Genomic DNA, 24091 nt, shown 5'->3' with positions numbered 1-24091 from the left:
AAGTAATGTTAATTTTTCAGAACGAATGTTAAGAAAAATTAACATTATTTTTTTGTGGAATTTTATTTTTTCAGACAAGCACATAGATTTATAAGAAAAATAACTTAAATACTTAATTTTAGTAGTGAAAAAAATCAGAATTCTAAACAAAAGTAGTTTTACATAAAGTTAAATTTGTTGGCATGCTAATTGCTTAATATAAATGTGAGAGTAAATACAATTTTAGGGGTGATGGTATGAGTCAAAGTATGGTTGGTAAGCATGCAGTGTGGCCAAAAGAAAATGATGTTATATTTAGCTTATCTGGAAGAGCTCAAGCAGCAGAAAAAGCTTTAGGTATGGATAATGTAATAAATGCAACAATAGGCGCTCTAATGGATGACTCAGGAAAATTAATAACAATGAAAACTGTATATGATGAATATAAAGCATTAGATAACTGTGACATAGGTGCATATGCAGCTCTTGAAGGTCAGCCAGACTACTTAGAAGCAGTTAAAAAAGTATTTTTCAGAGATTACTTACCAGAAGGACATATAAGAGTATTAGCTTCACCGGGAGGAAGTGGTGCAATAAAACTAGCAGTATGGAATTATACAAATGAAGGTGACGAAGTTTTAACATCTGATTGGTTTTGGAGTCCATATGTTAGTATAGCTGAAGAAGCTAATAGAAAAGTAGTAAACTACCAATTGTTTGATGAAAATAGAAAGTTTAATTTTGATTCATTCAAAGAAAATTTTGTGAATATAGCAGAAAAACAAGGAAGAGTTTTTACAATTATAAATACACCAGCTCACAATCCAACAGGATATAGTGTTGCAGATGATGAGTGGGATAAAATATTAGACTTATCAAAAGAAGTTGCAAAAGATAAAGATAAAAAGATAATATTTTTCGTAGATTCAGCATATATTGACTTTGCAGGCGATGATGATGTATGTAGAAAATTCTTTAAGAAATTTTCTAACTTGCCTGAAAACGTTCTTGTATTAGTTGGTTTTAGTATGTCAAAAGGATTTACAGCTTATGGAATGAGAATGGGAGCTATAATTTGTATATCTTCAAGTGAAGATGTAGCTGAAGAATTCCATTATTCATGTGTTCATTCATGTAGAGCAAACTGGTCGAATTGTAATAGAAGTGCTATGGAAGTTCTATCTAATATTGTGAATGACCCTAAAAAATTCAAAGAATATGAGGATGAAAAAGAAGTATACAAAAAAATGCTGACTAGAAGAGCAGATGTATTTGTAAAAGAAGCTGAAAGAGTAGGATTAGAAATTCTTCCATATATAGCAGGTTTCTTTGTAAGTATACCATGTGATAATCCAAGAGAAGTATGTGAAGAGTTAACTAAACACAGTGTATTCGCAATTCCATTGAAAATGGGATTAAGATTTGCAGTTTGTGCAGTTTCAGAAGAAAAATGTAAGAAAGCACCAAGTATTATAAAAGAAGCACTTGAAAGTTTAGAAGTAAAAATAAATAATTAATTTCATTGAACAAATTGGGTGGACTATGAATTTAATAATTGTAGATGGAGGGAATTTTATATGAAACAATTGATGACAGGTAATGAGGCAATTGCACGTGGAGCCTATGAGGCTGGTGTTAAATATGCATCTGCATATCCAGGTACTCCAAGTACAGAAATACTAGAAAATTTAGCAACATATAAAGATGCAATAGTTGCAGAATGGGCTCCAAACGAAAAGGTAGCACTTGAGGCTGCTATAGGGGGTTCAATTGCAGGAGCAAGAACTATGGCTTCTATGAAACATGTTGGTGTAAATGTTGCAGCGGATCCAATATTTACTTATGCATATACAGGCGTAAATGGTGGTATGGTACTTATTACTGCAGATGAACCGGGAATGCATTCATCTCAAAATGAACAAGACAATAGAATGTATGCAAAGTTTGCAAAGATACCTTTATTTGAACCATCAACTAGCCAAGAAGCTAAAGATATGATAAAAGAAGCTTTTGAAGTAAGTGAAAAATACGATACACCAGTTTTATATAGAGTTACAACAAGACTCTGTCACTCAAAAGGTTTAGTAGAGTGCTATGATAGAGAAGAAGTTGAAATTAAAGAGTATGTGAAAAATGCTAAAAAAATGGTTACTGTTCCAGCAAATGCTCAAATAAGAAGAGGCGTTGTTGAAGAGAGAATGGAAATTCTTAAAAAATTCTCAAATGAAACTGACTTAAACTACTATGAAATAAATGATACAAAAATAGGTGTTATAGCTTCAGGTATGTGTTGTAATTTTGCTAAAGAAGTATTTGAAAAAAATGCATCATATATGAAGTTAGGATTTACAAATCCATTACCTTATGAAAAAATAAAAGAATTTGCAGACAAAGTAGATAAAATATATGTAATAGAAGAAAACGACCCATTTATAGAAGAACAAATAAAAGCATATGGGATAGATTGTATTGGAAAAGATGTAATACCTCCATATGGAGAAATGACACCAGATGTTTTAAGAAAAGCTATATTTGGAAAAACAAATGATACTATAGAATATAAAGCTGAATTAGTAACACCAAGACCGCCAAGTTTCTGTGCAGGATGTCCACATAGAGGATTCTTCTATGAACTTGGAAAGAGAAAAAATTTAATAGTTGGTGGAGATATAGGATGTTATACTCTTGGATTTGCTCCTCCATATAATGGAATAGATTATGTTGTTTGTATGGGTTCTGCTTTTGGAACTGCACATGGTGCTCAAAAAGTTCTTAATATGAAAGAAGGAAATGAAAAGAGATTAGTAGGTGTACTTGGAGATTCAACTTTCTTCCATACAGGAATAAATGGTCTTTTAGATGTAGTTTACAATAGAGGTAACTCTATATCAGTAATATTAGACAATAGAATAACTGGAATGACAGGACATCAAGAAAATCCAGGTTCAGGATATACTTTACAAGGTGATAAAACTAAAGATGTTGACATAGAAGGATTAGTTAAAGCTTGTGGAATAGAACATGTAAGAGTTATAGACCCTAATAATCTAAAAGAAGTAAATGAAGCTTTAGATTGGGCTTTGGCTATAGAAGATGAACCATCTGTAATAATCACAAGATGGCCATGTGTACTTAAGAAATTCTCTAAAGAAGATATAGAAGAGTTTGATAATCCATTTAAAACTAAGTGTAAGGTTGACCATGATAAGTGTATAGGATGTAAATTATGCTTAAAAACTGGATGTCCAGCACTATCATTTGATAAAGAAAATAAATTATCAAATATAGATAGAAATCAGTGTGTAGGATGTGGAGTATGTTCACAAGTTTGTCCAAAACAAGCAATAGTTAAGGAGGAAAAATAATATGACTAAGAGTATACTTTTGGTAGGTGTAGGAGGTCAAGGAACTATACTTGCTAGTAAATTATTAACTATGGGATTGATGGAAGCTGGATATGATGTAAAAATGAGTGAGATACATGGTATGAGCCAAAGAGGAGGTTCAGTTTCTTCACAAGTTAGATATGGAGATTGTGTTCATTCTCCAGTTATAGAAATTGGAGGAGCAGATATCTTAGTATCTTTTGAAAAGATGGAAGCTCTAAGATGGTTTAATTATCTAAAACCAGAAGGAAAAGCTTTAGTAAATAATCATAGAATAGATTCTATGACTGTTTTAATCGGAGGAGCTGAATATCAAGAAAAAGACATAGATGCGGAATTAAATAGATTAAATGCAAAAGTGATAAATGCAGCAGATAAAGCTGAAGAGTTAGGAAATGCAAAGATAATGAATGTTATTTTATTAGGATGTCTAGTTAAATCTATGGAACTAGAATCTATTGACTGGGAAAAAATTATAAGTGAAAATGTTAAACCAAAATTTGTCGAGTTAAATATAAAAGCTTTCCATGAAGGTATGGAAATGATTGGCAAATAGTTTATAATATATATAGGATAAACTATAGAAATTAATGTGAAAGGAAGAAAAGTATGACTTATAGAATATTAGCCATAAATCCAGGTTCTACTTCTACAAAAATAGGAGTATATGATGGAGAAGAACAAATTTTTGTGAAGACGATAGACCATCCAGCTGAGGAGATTGCAAAATATAATACAATTCAAGACCAATTTGAAATGCGTAAAGAGGCAGTTTTAAGTATTCTTGAAGAAAATAATATAGATTTAAAATCTCTTAGTGCAATAGTTGGAAGAGGTGGAGTTTTACCACCAGTAAAATCAGGAGCATATTTAGTAAATGAAGAAATGATTGATGTACTTAAACATAGACCAGTACTTGAGCATGCTTCAAATTTAGGAGCAGTTGTTGCACATGCAATATCAGAACCACTTGGAATAAACTCATATATCTATGATTCTGTTGCAGTAGACGAACTTATAGATATAGCAAGAGTATCTGGGCTTTGTGGAATGGATAGAGCAAGCGCAGGGCATGCACTAAATACTAGAGCAATGGCTTTAAAATATGCTAAAGATAGAGGTAAAGATTACAAGAGTTTAAACTTAATAGTAGCTCATATTGGTGGAGGAGTAAGTATTTATCTTCATGAAAAAGGAAGAATGGTTGATATGTTATCTGATGATGAAGGACCATTTTCACCAGAAAGATCAGGAAGAGTTCCTGCTACAAAATTAGTAGCTGCTTGTTATTCAGGTCAATGCTCAGAAAGAGAAATGACTAAAAAGATAAGAGGTAAAGGTGGTATAGTTTCATATTTAAATACTGTAGATGCTAGAGAAGTTGAAAAGATGATAGCAGAGGGAAATGAAGAAGCCAAAATTATTTATGAAGCAATGGCATACCAATTAGCAAAAGGGATTGGGGAATTAGCAACTGTAGTAGATGGAAAAGTTGATGCTATAATTATAACAGGTGGAATTGCATATTCTGAAATGTTTACTTCAATGGTTAAAAAGAGAGTTGAATTTATAGCACCAGTAGAAATTATGGCAGGAGAAAATGAATTAGAATCACTTGCTTTTGGAACTCTTAGAGTGCTAAATGGAGAAGAAGAAGCTAGAATTTATAGTGAAAATTAATTAAAGTAACTAAAAATGTTTAAATACTAGAAAAGTGGTATATCTGTTTTTTACACTAAAGCTTAGAATATAGGTGGGGATGTGTAAAATATGGATTGCCACTTTTTTTATAGTTGAAATTATATATTAAAATAATGAAAAATTCTGTAAAATTTTGTACTTATATATATATTTTATTGGTATTTATTGTTATTATTATTATGGGGAGTGATTTTTAATGGGAAAAATTAATTTAAAAAGTATGATAAGGTTGTTTTCGGGTTTTTTTATATTTGCAATTTCTTCGGTGCTTATGATTAATGCACATGTTGGTCTGATGCCTTGGGATGTACTTCACCAAGGTTTATCTATAAAATTAGGTATAACTATAGGTCAGGCATCCATAATAGTAGGTGTTATAATCGTTATATTGGATGCAGTTTTTGGCGAAAATATAGGATGGGGTACCTTGTTAAATATGACTTTTATAGGAATTTTTATTGATTTAGTAATATTTTCAGGAGTGATACCTCATGCAAGTAATACGTATATAGGAGTATTTATGGTTGTTATAGGAATTATATTAGCTGCTATAGCAAGCTTTCTATATTTAGGTGTTTGCCTTGGAAGTGGTCCAAGAGATGGTCTTATGATTGCCCTTCAGAAAAAAACTAATAGGTCTGTACGTCTTGTTAGAACAATTCTTGAAATATTAGCACTTGTGGCTGGTTGGCTATTAGGAGGTTCTGTAGGAATAGGGACACTTGTAAGTGCTTTAGGGTTAGGATATGTATTACAAATAGTGTTTAGGATATTTAAGTTTGATACAAAATCTCTTAAACATAGATTCATTATAGATGACATAAAAGAGTGGAAAGAAAAGAAAAGTGATACACATGAGTGCAAATCAAGCATTGTAATAAAAAATGAACAAAATTAATTATACTAAAATATATTTATATTTTATTTAAATTTATAATGAAAGTAAGGAGATTTGAAAGTGGAATTATGGGATTTGTATAATGCTGATGGAAGTAAAACAGGAAATGTTATAGAGCGAGATAATTCTATTGAAGAAGGATATTATCATTTAGCAGTTGAAGTGTGGATTGTAAATAGTAATTCTCAGATTTTAATTCAGAAAAGGTCTAAAAACAAAAAGACATTGCCAAATATATGGGGTATGACAACTGGATGTATTGTTTCTGGAGAAGAAAGTTTAGATGGTGCAATTCGTGAGGCTAAGGAAGAAATAGGAATTGATATATCCAAAGATGAGATAAAGATTTTTAGAAGTATGATTCATGGAGATACTCTTTGGGATGTATATTTAGTTAAAAAAGAGTATGATGTATCAAATGCAATTTTGCAAAAAGAAGAAGTAAGTGATATAAAATGGGTAAGTACAGGTGAAATAAGACAATTGTTAAAAGAAGGCTTATTTTTTGAATATCCAGAGATATATGATTTACTATCTGATATAGATAATTATGATTTAAATATATAATGTAGACAGAATTAGATATAAGTATGTACTATCTAAAATTATCTTCTCTAAAATTTAATGTTTTATTAGGGAGAATTAATACATTATTTTTAATGTTATCCTAATTAGATTTTAGAATTAGAGTAATAAGTTTGATTGTTAAGTAGTAAAAATTTGGGGAGGATTATGATGTGGAGAATAACAAAGAATTGACATCTGAGAGTTCAAAATATAAGATTGTTTCTATATCTGTGGTAGTGATTATTTTAATTACATTTTGGTATATGTTAAATATGGTGCTTTTAACATTTATAATGACTTTTGTTTTTTATAATTTATTGGTTTCCATAAGAAAAAGAATTAGGAAATTATTTTCTTTCTATATTCCTGATTCATTGATAATTATAGTATTATATTCATTATTTGCTATATTATTAGTATTGATTAGTTATGCAGTTGTGCCAATAATTATAGTTCAACTTACAGAGTTAAGCAGGATTTTAAGTAATTTTGATGTAAATCAATTTGCTCAGTCTTTAGGGCCAAAGATTTATCCTATTGTTTCAAAGTTGGATTTTAATAAGTATATTTCACAGGCAGGATTGTTAATAGCATCGGCAGCAACCAAAGTTGGAAGTTTTGGGATAAATATATTACTAGCTTTTTTACTGAGTTTACTGCTTTTACTTGAAAAAAATGATATTAAAAAATTTGGAAATAAACTTGCAGAAAGTAAGATATCTTTCATCTATAATTCTCTTGTATTTTTTGGAAAAAGTTTTGTGAAAAATTTTGGCGATGTAATGAAAGTACAAGTAATGATTGCATTTATAAATTCTATTGTTTCTATGATTTTTTTAGGATTTATGGGTTTTCCTCAAATATGGGCTTTAGGGCTTATGATTTTTGTTTTGGGTCTTATTCCAGTAGCTGGAGTTATAGTGTCTCTAATTCCATTAACAGTAATAGCACTTAATATAGGAGGGGTAGCAAAAGTATTTGGTGTTTTGGCTATGATTTGTATAGTGCATGCAGTGGAAACATATATATTAAATCCTAAGTTGATGTCAAATAGAACAAAACTTCCAGTTTGCTTTGTTTTCATTATTTTACTTGTGGGAGAGCATTATTTAGGTGTATGGGGATTATTAATTGGAGTTCCAATATTTATGTTCCTTATGGATATATTTGGTGTGAAGTTTACCTCAAGATGATAACTTATATGATGTTAATTTACTAATACATAATGATTTAATTGTAAAAAAGAACCTATAATAGATATCTTTTAAAAGGTGTCTGTTTTATAGGTTCCATTTTATTTTTTATAAACACTATATAGTTAAGTATCAATGAAATTATTTCATTTCAAAAGTTTCACAGCTTGCATTTCCTGAGTTTATATGAACTTTTTCAGCCTTGCAAAGTTCATTTTTGTTGTATTTACATTTTACAGCCTCACAGTGAATATTATCTGTATCAACTTGGTTAGTGTCATTAGAACGACTAGTTATACCAGATGTATATTTGTCTTCAAAAGAAGCACAATAAGTATTTCCTGTAGTAGTTGCTTGCATTCCATCTACTTTTATGCTACCAGCATAACAATATCCACTAGTATTATAAGCACAGTTAGTAGCGTCACAATTTAAATTATTATTTTTCATAAATAACCTCCTAAGTTTTTTATTTAAACTTATTATGTGAAGTTATTTAAATTTTATACACTTATTTACAATTACATTTCTTACATTTAACAATTACATCTTCAGAAGTTTCTCTTCCTAAATTTTTATTAACATGATACACATCAATATTTTCAGTTGAACCACATATAGAACATTTAAAGTTATTTTCTAGCAAAGCTCTTTCTCTAAACAACTTCCAATATATAGAATTAATATAATCATTATAGTTTACCTTAAGGCATGTTTCAAGAAAGTTTATGTATAGATTGTCTAAATCTCCTGTATTTAAGTCTGTATATTCTGGTTCAAAATATTCACAGCATCCTCTAAAATCAGGTTTGGTATCTGAAATAACACATTTAATATCATATCTGTAATCTAGGCTAGGCCCCTTCAATGAAAGGTGTGTACAAAAAGAACAAGATGTTTCTGGTAAATTTTTTTCTAGTTCATGTAATTTATTATTCATAAGTATTCCTCCAAAAAATTATTTTGAGTATATAAACAAGTAGATTATTTTAAATCTTTTATTTATTTATATTAGATATATAGGATAAATATTCCAATAAAAGGTATCTGTTTATTTATTAATGTGTCTAATAAAAAAGAGGCTAATCTCTATTTTGAGACAGCCTCTTTTTATTGAATTATTTAAAATTAAAAGTTTTAATAAAAATCTAATAATATTTATATTTAACTAGCTAGATTTGTATCCGTTTTGTTTTTTAGTTTTCTACCATAGTATACAGTTAAAACCGCATATAAAACAGTAAAAATGGTAGCTAAAATATATGATATGTTTATACTTAGGTTGAATCCAATTTGAGCATTGAATATATAACTAGAAATTACAAAAGAATAAAACATACCTGGGATTAAGCTTATGATATAATTTTTTTCTTTGATTATAAGATAAACTGTAATCATAGCAAATGCGAATATAGCAATAGTTTGGTTACTCCAAGAAAAATATCTCCATAATATATTAAATCCAGAAGCGCTAAGTTTTGCAAATATAAGGATGGCTATAACAGGAATAAATATACAGATTGATAATATAACACGATGTTTCTTTTCTTTTTGGTCATAATGGAAGTAATCTGCAAGCATTAATCTTAAAGATCTTAAAGCTGTATCTCCAGAAGTTATTGGTAAAACAATAACACCTATTATAGCTATAATACCGCCAACAGAACCAAGTAAGTCTCTAGCAACTAAACCTATTACATCAGGAGAACCTATTAATTCACTAGGTATTCCTTTATTGTAAATACCCATAGCAGCTGCAGCCCAAATCATTGCAATTAAACCTTCTAAAATCATCATATTATAAAAAGTGTTCTTACCTTCTTTTTCATTTGAAACTGATCTTGCTATAAGAGTAGCTTGAGTTGAGTGGAATCCAGAAACAATACCACAAGCAACTGTAACAAAGAATGTAGGGATAAGAGGAATTCCATTAGGATGGATGCCCTTCCAGTTTGCTAGGCTTAAATTAGCTAAGTCATAACCTTGTGTAAATATTCCAATTCCAACGCCAGCAGCAGATAAAAGTAGAATGGCTCCAAATATTGGATATATTTTTCCTATTATTTTATCAATTGGAAATAGTGTTGCACATAAATAATATACAAAGATGATTCCATAAACTATCCAAACGACTGGATTATTGATAGTTGATTTCATATTTAAAATTTGAGTAACTACCAAATCTCCAGGTGTATAAATAAAAACTGCACCAACTAAAAGCATTAATAAGCAAAGGAAGATATTATAAACTTGAAAGACCTTATTACCTAAAAAGCTGCTGATAAGAGAAGGCATCTGTGCTCCTTTTTCTCTTATACTAATCATTCCACTCATATAGTCATGTAAAGCTCCCCCCAATACACAACCAATAGGAATTAGTATAAATGCAATTGGACCAAATAAAATACCTTGTATAGGTCCTAAAATCGGTCCTGTACCAGCTATATTAAGCAACTCAATAAGACTATTTTTCCATTTTTTCATTGGAACATAGTCTACTCCATCACTTTGAGCAAGTGCAGGTGTTTTTCTGTCATCTGGGCCAAATACTTTTTCACAATAAGCGCCGTATAAAGCACCTCCTATTAGTAAAATAGCCAAACCAATTAAGAATGTTGTCATAACATCACCCCATTTATAAAATTTTTTTGGATTCTGTATACATATTATCTGAATGTGTAAGTTTTTATAAGATTTTATACTTAAAGTGCTTACAAATTCTATAAAGTATTAAAACTAATATAATTTCAGAAATAAATACATATACATAATCATGCACTTAGTATACATGTATTTGGAAAAAAATTCAATATTATAACGAGAAAGAATATAAAAAATATTCTGATAATATTCTACAAAAAATTAAAAAATACAAAAAAATAATTTAAATAGCTATGAAAAAATGATAAATCAATTGATAGTGTAAGTGTCTATATCTTAACAATATTAAGAGGTCTAAAATTCTTGAAGAAAAAATAGTCAAGTGATATAATGAATTTACAGGTGTATATACACTAGTACATATAGAAAGCGGTGCAATTATGGATAAAGATTTAACATATCAAATCAAAGAGCTAAAGAAAGAAAAAAATGCAATAATACTTGCTCATTTTTATCAACCACCAGAAATACAAGAATTAGCAGATGCAGTTGGAGATTCGTATTACTTAAGTGAAATTGCTAGAGATTGTAAAGAAGAAGTGGTTGTATTTTGTGGTGTGAGATTTATGGGAGAAAGTGCTAAGATATTATCACCTGAAAAAACTGTATTGATGCCAGTAAGTAATGCTGGATGTGCTATGGCAGATATGGTAGATGAAGAAGGCGTGATAAAACTAAAACAACAGTATCCAAATGCTTTGGTTGTATGTTATATAAACTCTACAGCTAAAGTTAAAGCACATTGTGATGTTTCAGTTACATCATCTAGTGCAATTAAAATATTAGAAAACATAGATAATAAAGAAATTATATTCCTTCCAGACAAGAACCTAGGAGGATATATTGCAGAAAAATTCCCTAATAAAGAATTTATATTTTGGGATGGATATTGTAAATATCACAACAATATAAAAGTTGAAGAAATAATTGAATTAAAAGAAAAGTATAAAGATGCAGAAGTATTAGTACATCCAGAATGTAAAAAAGAAATAAGAGACTTAGGAGATTATGTAGGGAGTACATCAGGAATAATAAAATATGCTACTAACAGCAAAAATACAGATTTTATAATAGCAACTGAAGAGGGTATCTTACATGAATTAAAGAAAAACAATCCTAATAAAAATTTTTATATTCCAGGTGGAAGAATACTATGTACAGATATGAAAAAAACGACATTAGAGAATTTGCATAGTACTCTTAAAAATATGGAAAACGAAGTTATTGTAGAAGATGAAATTATGGAAAAAGCTTTAAATTCACTGCTTAATATGCACAGATTAGCAGAAGGATAGAGGGATAGACTTATGAATTTAGAACAGGATGTTTTAGTAATTGGAAGTGGTGTTTCGGGATTATATTGTGCATTAAATTTGGATAAAAATTTAAATGTGTTAGTAGTATCAAAATCTACAATTGAAAACAATAATACATATCTTGCACAAGGTGGAATTTCGACTGCTAGAAATATTGATGATATAGAATCTTTTGTAGAAGATACAATGAAGGCTGGTCAGTATAAAAATAGGGTCGAAGCAGTCAAAGTTCTTGCAGATGAATCTATAGAAAATGTAGGTCAAATAGTAGACTATGGTATGCCTTTAGACAAAGAAAATGGAGAGATAGATTATACAAGAGAGGGAGCTCATAGCGTAAATAGAATAGTTCATAGCAAAGATAATACAGGAGAGGTTGTTTTTAAGACTCTATTAAAAGAAGCTAAAACTAGAGAAAATATAACTCTTATAGAAGATGCTTATCTTTTAGATATATTAAAAGATGGTAATAAGTGTGTAGGAGCTAGAATTTTTAAGTCTCAAAAAGAAATTCATATCTTTTCAAAGGTAGTAGTTTTAGCTACAGGTGGAATTGGTGGACTTTTTAAAAATTCTACTAATCAAAGACACCTTACAGGTGATGGAATTGCCATAGCATTAAGAAATAATATTAAAATAGAAAATTTAGAATATATTCAAATACACCCAACAGCTTTCTATGAAGAAAATAGTGAAGGCAGAAGGATGCTTATATCTGAATCTTTAAGAGGAGAAGGGGCTAAGCTTTTAAACAAAAACAAAGAAAGATTTGTAGATGAACTCCTTCCAAGAGATGTAGTTTCAAAAGCTATTTTTGAACAAATGGAAAAAGATGATTTACCTTATGTATACTTAGATGCAACACACTTAGATAGTGAATATTTAATTAATAGATTTTCTTTTATATACAATGAATGTTTAAATAGAGGAACAGATATAACCAAAGAATACATAAAGGTATCTCCTGCACAACATTATTTTATGGGGGGAATACATGTTGATTTAGATTCAAAAACATCTATGGAGAACCTATATGCAGTAGGTGAAATTAGTTGTACAGGTGTTCATGGAGCTAATCGACTAGCAAGCAATTCACTACTTGAAGGTCTTGTATTTTCAAAAAGAGCAGCTAAAAATATAAACTCAGTTATAGGTAGTATAGAAGTGAAGTTTATAGATGTACCAAATATAGATGTGGATGTGGAAAAAGTAAAGGAAGAGAATAAAATATTAGTTATAAAAGAAATAGAAAGAACAAGTGAGGATTTTGGCGATGAATTATTTGATTATTGATAAAATGATACAAGATGCTTTAATAGAAGATGTTCCAAGTGAGGATATAACAACTAATTCTATTGTAGATGAAAATTCTAAGTCTACTGTAGATTTAATTTGTAAACAAGATGGTATAATAGCAGGTTTAGGTGTGTTTAAAAGGGTTTTTGAAATACTTGGAGATGTAGAGATAGAGTTGTATAAAAATGATGGCGATAGGGTAAATAATGGTGAAAAGATAGCTGTATTAACTGGAAATACTAGAAACTTACTTGTGGGAGAACGTGTAGCTTTAAATTATTTACAAAGAATGAGCGGAATAGCTACTACTACAAGCATGTATGTGGAAAAACTTGAAGGTACAAATACTAAACTATTGGATAGTAGAAAAACAATACCTAATCTTAGAATTTTAGATAAATATTCTGTAAAAGTAGGTGGAGGATGCAATCATAGATTTAATTTATCTGATGGAATATTACTCAAAGATAATCATATTGGAGCTGCAGGTAGTGTTAAAAATGCAGTTGAATTAGCTAGAAAAAACACTTCTTTTGTCAGAAAAATAGAGGTAGAAGTGGAAACTCTAGAGATGGTAAAAGAAGCTATAGAGGCTAAAGCAGATATAATAATGTTAGATAATATGAATTTAGAGACAGCAAAAAAGGCTGTAGAAATGATAGATGGGAGAGCAGTTGTAGAGTTTTCTGGAAATGTAAATTTAGATACAATAGAATCTATAGGAAAAATTGGTGTTGATGTTGTCTCTGTGGGAGCGCTTACACACTCAGTAAAAGCTCTTGATATAAGTATGAAAAACTTAAGAAATATATATAAAAGTATTAAAATAGATTTAATTTAATAATATGATAAATAATTAAAATAGATTACTTAAATAAGTTAGATAAATTTAAGTAATCTATTTTTTATTTATTAAAGTTAACTGAAAAGACAAAATAATAAAAAAGTAATTGAATAAATATAGATAAACGCTATATACAACTTTCATAATATAGTTATTATCAATTTTACAGATAAATACGAATAAACTTATAATATAATTACATATGTAAAATTTTGTATAAAATTTAGATGAAAAAGTATAGGGGGAATAAAAATGAAAGTAGCTTATATTTTTAGTAGTACTAACGCACACAAAATTCTAGACAAAATGATAATACCACAATTAGAACAAGGAACTCATGGAGTAGATGTCTTAGGTATGTTTTTCTTTATGGATAACACCTTATTTTTGTCTAAAGATAATCCAGTAGGAGAAAGATTAAGTAAATTACATGAAAAGACAGATATGATAATAATGGCTTGTGACCAGTGTGCTATAGAAAGAGGTATAGAGGATAACTTGGTTGATGGAGCTACAATTGGATGTTTCCCAAATTTATATGCTTGTTTAGGTGGTGCAGGTGTGGACCAAGTTATAACATTATAAAATCTTGAGGTATACAATCCATAGAAAAAATTTTCTATGGATTATTTTAAGTAAAAGATAAATTGTTTAGAGTAGGGGATGGACAAATGGCTAAAATTTTAGTTGAATTCATAAATACTTGACCATCTTGTGATGAGCATGGAGTGTTTATAAAAAAAATATCTGAGAAGTATACTGATAAATTAGAAGTAAAACTTTACCAAGCAGGTAAGGATTTCTCATATGTCAAGAAGTATGGAATCATAACAAAAGGAACATTAATAATAAACCAAAAAAAGAAGTACGATAGATTAAATAAAGATACAATCGAAAAGGCAATAGTAGAAGCTATAAATAATAGTTAAAAGTTTAAAAATTAGGAGCAGTAAAAATGAATATATTAGAAATTGTTTTAAGTGGAGTGAAAAACACTGTAGTAGCTTCCATAGTTACACTAAATGGAGCATCGGGATGGCTTATGATAAGTTTTGTATTGGCAGGAGTTCTTCACAATGTTTTAACGCCAAAAAGGTTTCAAAAACAACTTGGAAATAAGAAGTTTTCTTCTTTGATTAAGAGCACTATTTCAGGGATGTTTTTACCAATTTGCAGTTGTGGTGTAATACCATTGGGGATAAGTATGTACTATTCGGGAGCATACTTAGGTCCAGTACTTGCTTTTATGACATCAACTCCAATAATAAATCCAATAGCTGTAGTTCTTTGCTTAGGTCTTTTGGGACCTAAAATTACAATCATTTATCTTATATCTGGATTTTTAGTACCATTTTTAGTAGGAGTTTTGGGGAATACTTTTGGAAAAGAAGAATTATTTCTGCAAAATGACTCAGATGAAGAAGCTATAGAATTAGAAGAAGAAAAGAGAAGTTTTATAGAAAATATGATTGATGGGCTTAAATGGTCTTTTGGAGAGTTAGCACTTACTATTAGTAAATATGTAATAATGGGGATGCTTTTTGCCGGATTTATAACAACAATTTTTCCAAATAGTATAATTCAAAAATATTTAGGCAATCCAGGTTTACTATCTCTTGGAAGTATCTCAATACTTGCATGTGTTATGTATGTATGTGCTGTAGGACATATTCCATTTATAGCAGCTCTTGTTGCAAGTGGAGCATCTCCTGGGATAGCCATAACATTTTTGATAGCTGGGGCAGCGACAAACTTACCAGAACTTATAAGCATGTGTAAACTTATTGGAAAAAGAACTGTTGTTATATATTCAGTTACACTAACACTCTGTTCAATAATAATAGGTTATATAACAAATTTACTTTTGGCAAACAACAATACTGTGAATTTAGAGACAACAAATTCTTCAATACAATTAGCAAATAAACTAATGTTAAATATACCAGATAGTTTTGAATATATATGTACTATTTTAATTATTTTATTTGCACTTAAAGCAGTAATACCAAAGATGAAAGAGGTCATAGGAAATCATGCTTAAAAAGGTACTTATAATATCATGTGTAGTGATTGCATTAATAGTTTTATCAAGGGTAGTTGATGATAACCTTAAACAAAATGGCTCTATTCCAAATGTAAATCAAGAAACATTAAAATATTTCAAGAAAAATTATAAGGAAGATATAATAACTTGTGCTGAAGAAGACTTAAACAATGATGGAAAAAAAGATTTAGTAGTTATATATAAAAAAGGTAATAATTCAAATGAAATGGTAGTGGTAGTTTCTGATAAAGATGGTCATTATATAACAAAACCAATACCAGCACCTATAGAGAATCAAACTATAACTTTTAAAAATATTGATGAGAAGCCACCAATAGAAGTAATAGTGTCAGGTTCTAAAAATGGCAATGTAGGATACGCTATTTACAGAGTAGAGGGTAAAAAACTTGTTGATTTATTTGGAGAAGATATGGACAAGTGTTGCTAAAAATAAAAATAAAAATAATACATAATAAGGTGGGGAATTGAAATGAAAGTATCTAAAAAGATTCAAGCATTAATCTTAGTTAGTGTAATGGGAGCATCTATACTAACTGGATGTAGCAGTAAACCGAAAGAAGAGGGGAAAAAAGCTGGAAATGATGATTATGCGATAACAGTAGGGTATTATAATTGTGACCATATGACAGCTGGACCAGTAGCAGAAGCAGCAGGAATATATAAAGATTTAGGTCTTAATGTAAAAACTGTTGGGAATGGTAAAGTTCCTGAAGCCATGGCAGCAGGTAAGATGGATGCTGGTTATATAGGAACAAAGGGGCTAGTAGGAGCCATACCTAAAGGTTCACCAATAACAATAGCAGCAAATAATCACACAGGTGGGTCTGAATATCTAATAGTTTCAAATGATATAAAAGAGCCTAAGGATTTAGTGGGTAAAAAAATTGCAACAGATATGAGTGATTTCTTATGGACAAGTGATTATGGACCAGAAACAGGATTACCAACTGATTCATCAAAATATGAAGTTGTAAATATGGATTCAGATAAAGATAAATATTTAGCTCTTAAAACTGGAAAGATACAAGCATTTACATCTTGTGACCCTTGGGGTTCTGTAGCTGAAAATGATGGAGTAGGAAAAATAATAGCATCAACTCAATATAAAGAAAAAGCTAATGATAAAGAATATAACTGTTGCTCATTCTCATTGAATAAAAACTTTATAAAAGAGCATCCAGATTTAGCAAAACAATTGGTTTTAGCTCATACTAAAGCAATAGAATATATATATACGAATCCAGCAGAAGCAGCTAAAATATTTGCAAAATATTATAATGTAGAAGAAGAAGTTGCACTTAGAACTATTTATAAAAAGACAGTTGGAGAAGGTAGAACGCTTACTTGGAAAGTTACAGGAGAAGAATATAAAAACAATTTACAAATGTATAAAGATTTAAAGGCATTAGACGATATACCTAAATATGAAGATACAATTGATACAAGTTTATTAGATTCTTGTGGGGCAGACGATTTCGATAAGTTTATAAAAGAAAAAGTTAATCCAGAGTTTCCAGAAGGCATGAGTTATGAAGATTGGAAGGCAAAGGTATTATAAGTAAATGGAGAGAATAAAAAATATAATAATACTTTTTATCATTATTTTAGGAAGTATATTTATAATATTTTTTAATTTTGAAGATAAAGAAGAAATAAGAGGAAAATTAAGAATAGGGGTATCTGATGATACCTCTGGTTTTGTAATAAATTATATGATAAATAAAGATTACTTTGAAAACATAAAAGTAAGCGATGTAATGGAGACTTTTACAATTAATGATTGCTGAGCAAGTACAATGCAATGGGCTCTGAGTTCAGAGGAAATAGATATAGCAATCATATGTAAAGATGCAGCAAAGCAGTATGTAAATGCAACGAGTGAGTTTGAAATTGTTGGTACAGTAGTTCAAAATTCAGATATATTTTTATTAAAGAAGAACAATCCTCAAAAAATAGGAATAATTCAAAATAGAAATTATCAATCTGAATTAGTAAAAAAATACTATGAAAATATAAAAGTTTATCCATTATTAGGGACAGCGCTAGCATATGGACTAGAAAGTAATTTAGTAGATGGTGTTGTAATAGATTGCATAAAAGCAATTGGGTTAGAAGGCGAAAAAAAATCTACAGCTGAATTAGGTGACTATGATACATATGTATTAGTTGTGAATAAAGAGTTTAAGAAAAGCAAGTCGTATAGTGATTTTATAAAACTATACAATAAAAGTGTTGATGATTTAAAGAATGAAGCTATATTTAAGAAATCATTAAAAGAGTATAAGAATATAAGAAATATAGATATGGAGGAAATAAGAAGTTGGAAATTAAAATTTCTAAAGATAGAGGAGATAGAATAGCTAAGAAAAAATCTAAAAGTAGTATGGACATTTTATATAAAATAATACTCTTAGTTATTATATTTTTAGCCTGGCATTTTGCAGCAAAAGATATAGGGAGTTCTTTATTACTCCCAATGCCAGTAGATGTAATAAAAGGTTTCTTTTACTGTGTGACAGATGCAGAGACAGTGACTAATCTGTTTATAACATTGCAAAGAGTGCTTAAAGGATTTATGTATGCATTATTGTTTGGACTTCCAATAGGATTTATTATGGGATTTTCTAAGACTTTTGAAAAGCTTTTATCTCCAGTAGTAGATTCTGTAAGACAAGTTCCTATAATGGCATGGGTTCCTCTTACAATAGTATGGTTTGGTATAGGAGATGGTCCAACAATATTTTTAATAGCTTTTTCAGGTGTTTTTCCCATAATTTTAAATACTATTCAAGGTGTAAGAGCAATATCAAAGGATTATTATAATGCAGCTAGAAGTATGGGAGCATCACCAATTGTAATATTTGCAAATGTAATAGTACCAGCATCTCTTCCAGATATATTGACTGGTTCAAGAATTGCTATAAGTACAGGATGGATGTCTGTTATCTGAGCTGAGTTTATAGCTACGAGTGCCGGTCTCGGTTACTCCATGGTACAAGCTCAGACATTGATGCATACAGATGTATTAATTGGGCTTATGATATTTGCAGCTTTAATAGGATTTATAATAGATAGAGTACTAAAATTTATAAATAAAATCCTTTGTAGATGGAGGTTTGCAGATTAATGAAATTAAGTGTGAGAGATATAAATAAAACATTTGTAAATAGCAAAGTAGATACAAAGGTTTTGGAAGATATAAGTATAGATATAGAAAATGGTCAATTTGTTTGTCTTTTAGGACCATCAGGATGTGGAAAAACAACTTTACTTACTATAATAGGTGGATTTCAAAAGGCAGAGAGTGGAGATGTTTTTATAAATGATAAAAAAGTTAAAAAACCAGGTATAGATAGAGCTTTTATATTTCAAAACTACGCTCTATTTCCGTGGAAGACTATAAGAGGCAATGTTCTATTTCCTATGAAACAACAAAAAATACCAAAAGAAAAGAGAGAAGAGATGTTGGAAGAGCTTTTGGTTATGTCTGATTTAAAAGGGAAAGAAAAGTTGTTTCCTCATCAATTGTCTGGAGGAATGAAACAAAGAGTTGCTATGATAAGAGCTTTAGCATGTAATCCTGAAGTATTATTGATGGATGAACCATTAGGAGCAGTTGATTTTCAAATGAGACAAAACTTACAAGAAGAACTTGAAAGAATATGGATAAAAAAGAAAATAACTGCATTAATGGTAACTCATGATGTTGATGAAGCTGTATATATGAGTGATAGAGTTATAGTAATGTCAAGAGATAAGGGAAGGATTCTTGACGATATAAATATAGATATTCCAAGACCTAGGGCTAGAGGGAGCCAAGAATATGAAGAATATAAGAATAAATTAACTGACATTTTGTCAAAATGTTATGATGTTTAAAGAGGAGTAGAAATGAGTCAAATAGAAAAATACAATAGTTTAGATGATACACAACGAAAAATAAGAATATATATTATGGATATGATAATAGATAAATGTTCTAGTGTTACACTTAAAGAAGTAATTGAACATATAAGTGAAAATTTAAATTTAGAAGAAGAATATCTAGAAACTACACTAAAACATTTTATTGATAAAAATATAATGGTTGTTGATGAAGATAGTATAAATTTTATATATCCAGTATCAGCATTACCTACTAATCATAAAGTTACATTAAGTGATAATCGAAGCTTTAGTGCAATGTGTGCTATAGATGCAATAGGAACTTCTTGTACATTTAATCAAGATGTAAGAATAAATTCTATTTGTAGTGCCACAGGTAAAGAAATAGAAATATTTATAAAAGATGAAAAAATTGAATATGTAAACAATCCAGATTTAAGAGTGCTTCATATAAATCTTGATAAGCATTCAAATTGGGCAGCAAGTTGCTGAAATGTAATGAATTTCTTCTGGACGAAGAATGATTTTGATGCATGGACAAAAGAAGCAGGGTTATCAGATGATGAAGATATATATTGTTTGGATATTAATGAAGCAATAGTAGAGTCATATAAAATATTTAAACTTGAACAAAAAGTATTAGTATAAGAATACATCTATCAAAAACTAAAAATATCCTTTAGACAAAAACACCATATAATATCAGTAATATACATTATTAGTATTTGACATATATACAAGATGGATTTAAATCTAAAGGGATATTTTTAGTTTTTTTAGGTATTTAGATAGCTTTATTAAGTATATATTTGTTTATAACCTTTGCAACTCCATTTTCATTGTTGGTATCAGTAACATAATCAGCAATTTCTTTTATGCTACTACGTGCATTTCCCATAGCCACACCAAGTCCTGCATATTTTATCATATGTTGGTCATTTTCTTCATCACCAACAGCAATAGCATTTTCTATAGGTATATTTAGATTATTACATAATGTTTGAAGTGCAGTACCCTTATTAGTAGTTTTACCTAAAAATTCTAAATAAAAAGGGGCAGACCTTACTATAGTATATCTATTGAATAAATTCTTAGGAAGTTGTTTTATAATTTCTTCTAATCTTTCTGGTTCATCAACTATCATAACCTTACAGATTTTAATAGATTTATCAATTTTATCTTTGTGTATATACTTAACTTCTATATCATTCAATTTAGCTTCATGAAGTGTGTACTTACCAGGAGTTTCGTTTGGCGTAACTAAATTTGTCATTGTATTTATGTGTATTTTGGTATTATATTTTTTACAAACATTGTTGTATATAAAATCAAAGTCGTCTAAAGTCATCTCTACATCATGTATTATTTTTTCACTTTTAACCTCTTGAATCATAGCTCCATTGAAGCATATAACATAATCACCTTCATCTGTTAGATTTAACTGATTTAAAAGTCCTTTGACACCAGGAAGGGGTCTACCTGTTGTTATAACTACTTTAGCTCCAGCCTTCTTTGCTTCTTGAATAGATTCAAATACTTCAGGAGTAACTTTTCTTTTTGTATTTAATATTGTTCCATCAATATCTAGTGCGATTAATCTGTACATATCAACCTCCAGTAATTTATATCCTCAATTTTCTAATGAAAACGTTGACACAGCTAGTGTTGAACAAAATTTCAGTAGAAAATTTAATGTGTATATTATTATACCAAGAGATAAGCAATTTAGAAAGTTTAATAGTATTAATTTTTTGATAAAGTTATTATTTATACAACATATTCATGTAATATTGTATCTTTTATGAGTATATAAATGTTATCTATAAAAAATGGTATCGTTTGCATTTTGATATAGAAGTCTATTATAAAGGTTAATAGTTTTATATACAAACTTTATTAAAGTTTGTACAGTAATTAGTTTTATTCTATAAAATATTGTAATTACAATAATCATATGTTATTATTCAACATGATTACAATGTAAATGTTATTCAAAATAATGAGTTATAAAGTCATAGTAGTATGTAATACATGTAAATAATAGCATGTAATACATATAAAACTATATTTATAAATATAAAGAACAAATTTATAAAGGAGAGTTTTAAATGAAGTTTTCAGAGTTTAAGTATGAAAGACCAAATTATAATAGTATAAAAAAAGAGTTTTTAAAGTGTGTAGAAGAAATAGATAATTCTTGTTGTTATGATGAACAACAAGAAAATATACATAAAATTAATTTGTTGAGAAATAAAATAGAAACGTTGTCAAACATAGCATCTATAAGATACAGTATAAACACTCTTGATAAACTCTATCAAGAGGAAAAAAATTATTGGGATGAATACATGCCTTTATATGAAGAATTAAATTCATATTTTTATAATTCTATAGCAAATTCAAAATTTAAATCTAATTTAAAAAAAGAATTTGGAGAACAATTTTTTACAATAGTGGATTACTCTTTAAAAAGTTTTTCCAAAGAGATAATAAAGGAATTACAAGAAGAAAATAAATTGTGTTCAGAGTATACTAAACTTTTAGCATCTGCACAGATAATGTTTGAAGGAGAAGAAAGAAACTTATCTGGAATGGGAATGTTTATGTGTTCTAGGTCTAGAAAAACAAGAAAATTAGCAAATAAGGCATATTATAATTTCTTTGAAGAAAATGAATCTAAATTTGATGATATATTTGATGAGTTAGTTAAACTGAGAGATAAAATAGCAAAAAAACTAGGTTTTAAAAACTTTGTAGAGCTTGGATATATTAGAATGATGAGAAGTAATTACAGAGAAGATAGGATTGAAAATTTTAGAAAACAAGTACTAAAATATATTGTGCCACTGGCTGATGAACTTTATGAAAAGCAAGCTAAAAGAATAGGTCTAGAATCTTTGAGTTACATAGATGAAGACTTAGAATTTTTAACAGGAAATGCAACTTTAAAGGGTAATTCAGAATACATAATTGAAAATGGAAAAAGAATGTATGCTGAATTATCTAAAGAAACTGATGAATTTTTTGATTTTATGTTGAAAAATGAACTTATGGATTTAGAAACAAAGAAAGGAAAAGGGGCTGGTGGATACTGTACTTATATACCGGATTATAAGTCACCATTTATTTTTTCTAACTTTAATCAAACATCTGATGATATAGATGTATTGACGCATGAGGCAGGTCATGCATTTCAATTGTATATGTCCAGATGGATTGAAATGCCAGAGATTAATTTTCCTACACTGGATAGTTGCGAAATTCATTCAATGAGTATGGAATTTATAACATGGCCATGGATGGAGTTATTTTTTAAGGAAGATACAGATAAGTACAAGTTTACTCATTTATCATCTGCAATTAAGTTTATACCATATGGAGTAGTTGTTGATGAATTTCAGCATTATATTTATAAAAATCCTAATATCGACAAATCAAAAAGAAAAGAAATATGGAGATTTTTAGAAAAAAAATACTTACCACATAGAAAATATGATGATAATTCTTTTTTAGAACGAGGTTGCTGGTGGTTTAAACAAGGTCACATATTTAAAAATCCTTTTTACTATATAGACTACGCATTAGTTCAAATTTGCGCATTACAATTCTGGAAAAAAATGATTAAAGACAAAGAATCTGGATGGAATGATTATATAAACATCTGTAAAGTAGGTGGAACAAAGTCATTTTTAGATATTGTAAGTATAGGAAATCTATATTCTCCATTTGATAATGACTGTATAAAATCTGTTATAGACGATGTAAAATCATGGTTTGATGAAATAAATGACATCAATTTGTAAAAAATTATGAGAAATTTATTCTGTAAGAGCAAAAATTTAAAAAAAATATCTTTCTTACAAAAATAGTTATATTTTTAATCAATACGAAATAATAAACCAAAAAAGATTTGTACTTAAAAAAAAAAGAAAATACAGGAAATATGTAATATCAACATTTGGAAAAAAAGGTAAAAATGTATACAAAATACATATGAAAAAACTATTGCAAATTTTATAGAATGTTTATATACTTAAGTCAACAGAGATAGAAAAAAGCTATTTATAGAAATAAAAGATAAATTGCTAACTTTTCAATTTTCTGAAAATATAATAATCCGGGCGAAGAGTATGGGAGACTGCTTTATAAAAAAGCGACCGAAGGGACAAATTTAATCTTACATACCCAGAAGATTAAATGAAATTCTCAGGTAAAGATGACTGTGCTTGGACGGGTCTCTGAAAATGATTTTAACAGGGAAGACAAATTGGGAGATTTGTTTTTCCTGTTTTTTATTTAT

Annotated in this window: 24 protein-coding genes and 1 riboswitch; of the genes, 20 read left to right on the top strand and 4 right to left on the bottom strand. The window is 29.0% G+C overall.

Features of this window, described 5'->3' with window-relative positions; translation table 11 throughout:
• Positions 1-236 precede the first annotated feature (236 nt).
• From KGF52_RS04580 to KGF52_RS04550, 7 genes are all read left to right on the top strand, one after another.
• Positions 237-1496, top strand: coding sequence for an aminotransferase class I/II-fold pyridoxal phosphate-dependent enzyme (locus tag KGF52_RS04580; RefSeq protein WP_227839278.1), 1260 nt, complete (start codon positions 237-239; stop codon positions 1494-1496).
• 60 nt (positions 1497-1556) lie between these two features.
• Entirely contained in the window at positions 1557-3344 is a 1788-nt protein-coding gene (gene iorA / locus KGF52_RS04575; RefSeq protein ID WP_227829282.1) for an indolepyruvate ferredoxin oxidoreductase subunit alpha, read from the top strand.
• A gap of 1 nt (position 3345) precedes the next feature.
• The gene (locus KGF52_RS04570; protein WP_227839277.1) at positions 3346-3921 is read left to right on the top strand and encodes an indolepyruvate oxidoreductase subunit beta; all 576 of its coding nucleotides are present in this window, start codon (positions 3346-3348) and stop codon (positions 3919-3921) included.
• Positions 3922-3974: 53 nt separating this feature from the next.
• Positions 3975-5045 (top strand): butyrate kinase, encoded by a 1071-nt coding sequence (gene buk, locus KGF52_RS04565; protein ID WP_227829280.1) that lies wholly within the window; start codon positions 3975-3977, stop codon positions 5043-5045.
• Between the two features lie 217 nt (positions 5046-5262).
• Positions 5263-5964: a YczE/YyaS/YitT family protein gene (locus KGF52_RS04560; protein ID WP_227829279.1), complete on the top strand. Its 702-nt coding sequence runs from the start codon at positions 5263-5265 to the stop codon at positions 5962-5964.
• 60 nt (positions 5965-6024) lie between these two features.
• Positions 6025-6531 carry an NUDIX domain-containing protein gene (locus KGF52_RS04555; RefSeq protein WP_227839276.1) on the top strand — a complete coding sequence of 169 codons (507 nt, stop codon included), beginning with the start codon at positions 6025-6027 and terminating at the stop codon, positions 6529-6531.
• A 170-nt stretch (positions 6532-6701) separates the two neighbouring features.
• Positions 6702-7724, top strand: a complete 1023-nt coding sequence (locus tag KGF52_RS04550; RefSeq protein ID WP_227839275.1) for an AI-2E family transporter — start codon at positions 6702-6704, stop codon at positions 7722-7724.
• 141 nt (positions 7725-7865) lie between these two features.
• Here KGF52_RS04550 and KGF52_RS04545 read toward each other — a convergent pair whose 3' ends face one another.
• The 3 genes from KGF52_RS04545 to KGF52_RS04535 all read right to left on the bottom strand — a co-directional run bounded on the left by KGF52_RS04545 (position 7866) and on the right by KGF52_RS04535 (position 10346).
• Positions 7866-8174, bottom strand: a complete 309-nt coding sequence (locus KGF52_RS04545; RefSeq protein ID WP_021385244.1) for a DUF1540 domain-containing protein — start codon at positions 8172-8174, stop codon at positions 7866-7868.
• 61 nt (positions 8175-8235) lie between these two features.
• On the bottom strand, positions 8236-8664 hold the full coding sequence (locus tag KGF52_RS04540) for a hypothetical protein (RefSeq protein ID WP_227839274.1): 429 nt from the start codon (positions 8662-8664) through the stop codon (positions 8236-8238).
• A 224-nt stretch (positions 8665-8888) separates the two neighbouring features.
• A complete protein-coding gene (locus KGF52_RS04535; RefSeq protein ID WP_227839273.1) occupies positions 8889-10346 on the bottom strand; it encodes a carbon starvation CstA family protein in 1458 nt (485 codons plus the stop codon).
• Between the two features lie 419 nt (positions 10347-10765).
• Between KGF52_RS04535 and nadA the strand changes: the two genes are divergently transcribed.
• The 12 genes from nadA (at position 10766) to saoL (ending at position 20439) form a co-directional block, all read left to right on the top strand.
• Positions 10766-11680 (top strand): quinolinate synthase NadA, encoded by a 915-nt coding sequence (nadA, locus tag KGF52_RS04530; RefSeq protein ID WP_227839272.1) that lies wholly within the window; start codon positions 10766-10768, stop codon positions 11678-11680.
• 12 nt (positions 11681-11692) lie between these two features.
• A complete protein-coding gene (locus KGF52_RS04525) occupies positions 11693-12994 on the top strand; it encodes an L-aspartate oxidase (protein WP_227839271.1) in 1302 nt (433 codons plus the stop codon).
• On the top strand, positions 12975-13838 hold the full coding sequence (nadC, locus tag KGF52_RS04520; protein ID WP_227839270.1) for a carboxylating nicotinate-nucleotide diphosphorylase: 864 nt from the start codon (positions 12975-12977) through the stop codon (positions 13836-13838). Before KGF52_RS04525 ends, nadC begins: the two co-directional genes overlap by 20 nt.
• Positions 13839-14093: 255 nt before the next feature.
• Positions 14094-14426, top strand: coding sequence for a DsrE-related protein SaoD (gene saoD, locus KGF52_RS04515; protein ID WP_227829271.1), 333 nt, complete (start codon positions 14094-14096; stop codon positions 14424-14426).
• Positions 14427-14512: 86 nt separating this feature from the next.
• Positions 14513-14770: a thioredoxin-like (seleno)protein SaoT gene (saoT, locus tag KGF52_RS04510; protein WP_255642472.1), complete on the top strand. Its 258-nt coding sequence runs from the start codon at positions 14513-14515 to the stop codon at positions 14768-14770.
• 26 nt (positions 14771-14796) lie between these two features.
• Complete coding sequence (gene saoE / locus KGF52_RS04505) at positions 14797-15882, top strand: efflux transporter SaoE (RefSeq protein WP_227839269.1); 1086 nt, start codon at positions 14797-14799, stop codon at positions 15880-15882.
• The gene (gene saoC, locus KGF52_RS04500) at positions 15875-16333 is read left to right on the top strand and encodes a Cys-Cys-COOH (seleno)protein SaoC (RefSeq protein WP_227839268.1); all 459 of its coding nucleotides are present in this window, start codon (positions 15875-15877) and stop codon (positions 16331-16333) included. The genes saoE and saoC overlap by 8 nt, the downstream gene beginning before the upstream one ends.
• Before the next feature lie 42 nt (positions 16334-16375).
• Positions 16376-17464: an ABC transporter substrate-binding subunit SaoX gene (gene saoX / locus KGF52_RS04495; protein ID WP_227829267.1), complete on the top strand. Its 1089-nt coding sequence runs from the start codon at positions 16376-16378 to the stop codon at positions 17462-17464.
• Between the two features lie 4 nt (positions 17465-17468).
• Positions 17469-18266 (top strand): ABC transporter substrate-binding (seleno)protein SaoB, encoded by a 798-nt coding sequence (saoB, locus tag KGF52_RS04485; protein WP_255642473.1) that lies wholly within the window; start codon positions 17469-17471, stop codon positions 18264-18266.
• Positions 18227-19033 (top strand): ABC transporter permease subunit SaoP, encoded by an 807-nt coding sequence (gene saoP, locus KGF52_RS04480; protein WP_255611287.1) that lies wholly within the window; start codon positions 18227-18229, stop codon positions 19031-19033. Before saoB ends, saoP begins: the two co-directional genes overlap by 40 nt.
• Positions 19033-19785: an ABC transporter ATP-binding protein SaoA gene (gene saoA, locus KGF52_RS04475; protein WP_227839264.1), complete on the top strand. Its 753-nt coding sequence runs from the start codon at positions 19033-19035 to the stop codon at positions 19783-19785. Before saoP ends, saoA begins: the two co-directional genes overlap by 1 nt.
• Before the next feature lie 12 nt (positions 19786-19797).
• A complete protein-coding gene (saoL, locus tag KGF52_RS04470) occupies positions 19798-20439 on the top strand; it encodes a MerB-like organometallic lyase SaoL (protein WP_255642474.1) in 642 nt (213 codons plus the stop codon).
• A 136-nt stretch (positions 20440-20575) separates the two neighbouring features.
• Here the strand turns inward: saoL and yidA are convergent, their stop codons facing one another.
• Positions 20576-21397: a sugar-phosphatase gene (yidA, locus tag KGF52_RS04460; RefSeq protein ID WP_227829260.1), complete on the bottom strand. Its 822-nt coding sequence runs from the start codon at positions 21395-21397 to the stop codon at positions 20576-20578.
• Positions 21398-21899: 502 nt separating this feature from the next.
• Here yidA and KGF52_RS04455 point away from each other — a divergent pair.
• Entirely contained in the window at positions 21900-23594 is a 1695-nt protein-coding gene (locus KGF52_RS04455; RefSeq protein ID WP_227839262.1) for a M3 family oligoendopeptidase, read from the top strand.
• A gap of 318 nt (positions 23595-23912) precedes the next feature.
• Positions 23913-24024: riboswitch (glycine riboswitch) on the top strand.
• The last annotated feature ends 67 nt before the right edge of the window (positions 24025-24091 follow it).

Source organism: Clostridioides sp. ZZV15-6597 (assembly GCF_020657815.1).
Lineage (GTDB): Bacteria > Bacillota > Clostridia > Peptostreptococcales > Peptostreptococcaceae > Clostridioides.
This window is presented reverse-complemented; position numbering and strand designations above follow the sequence as displayed.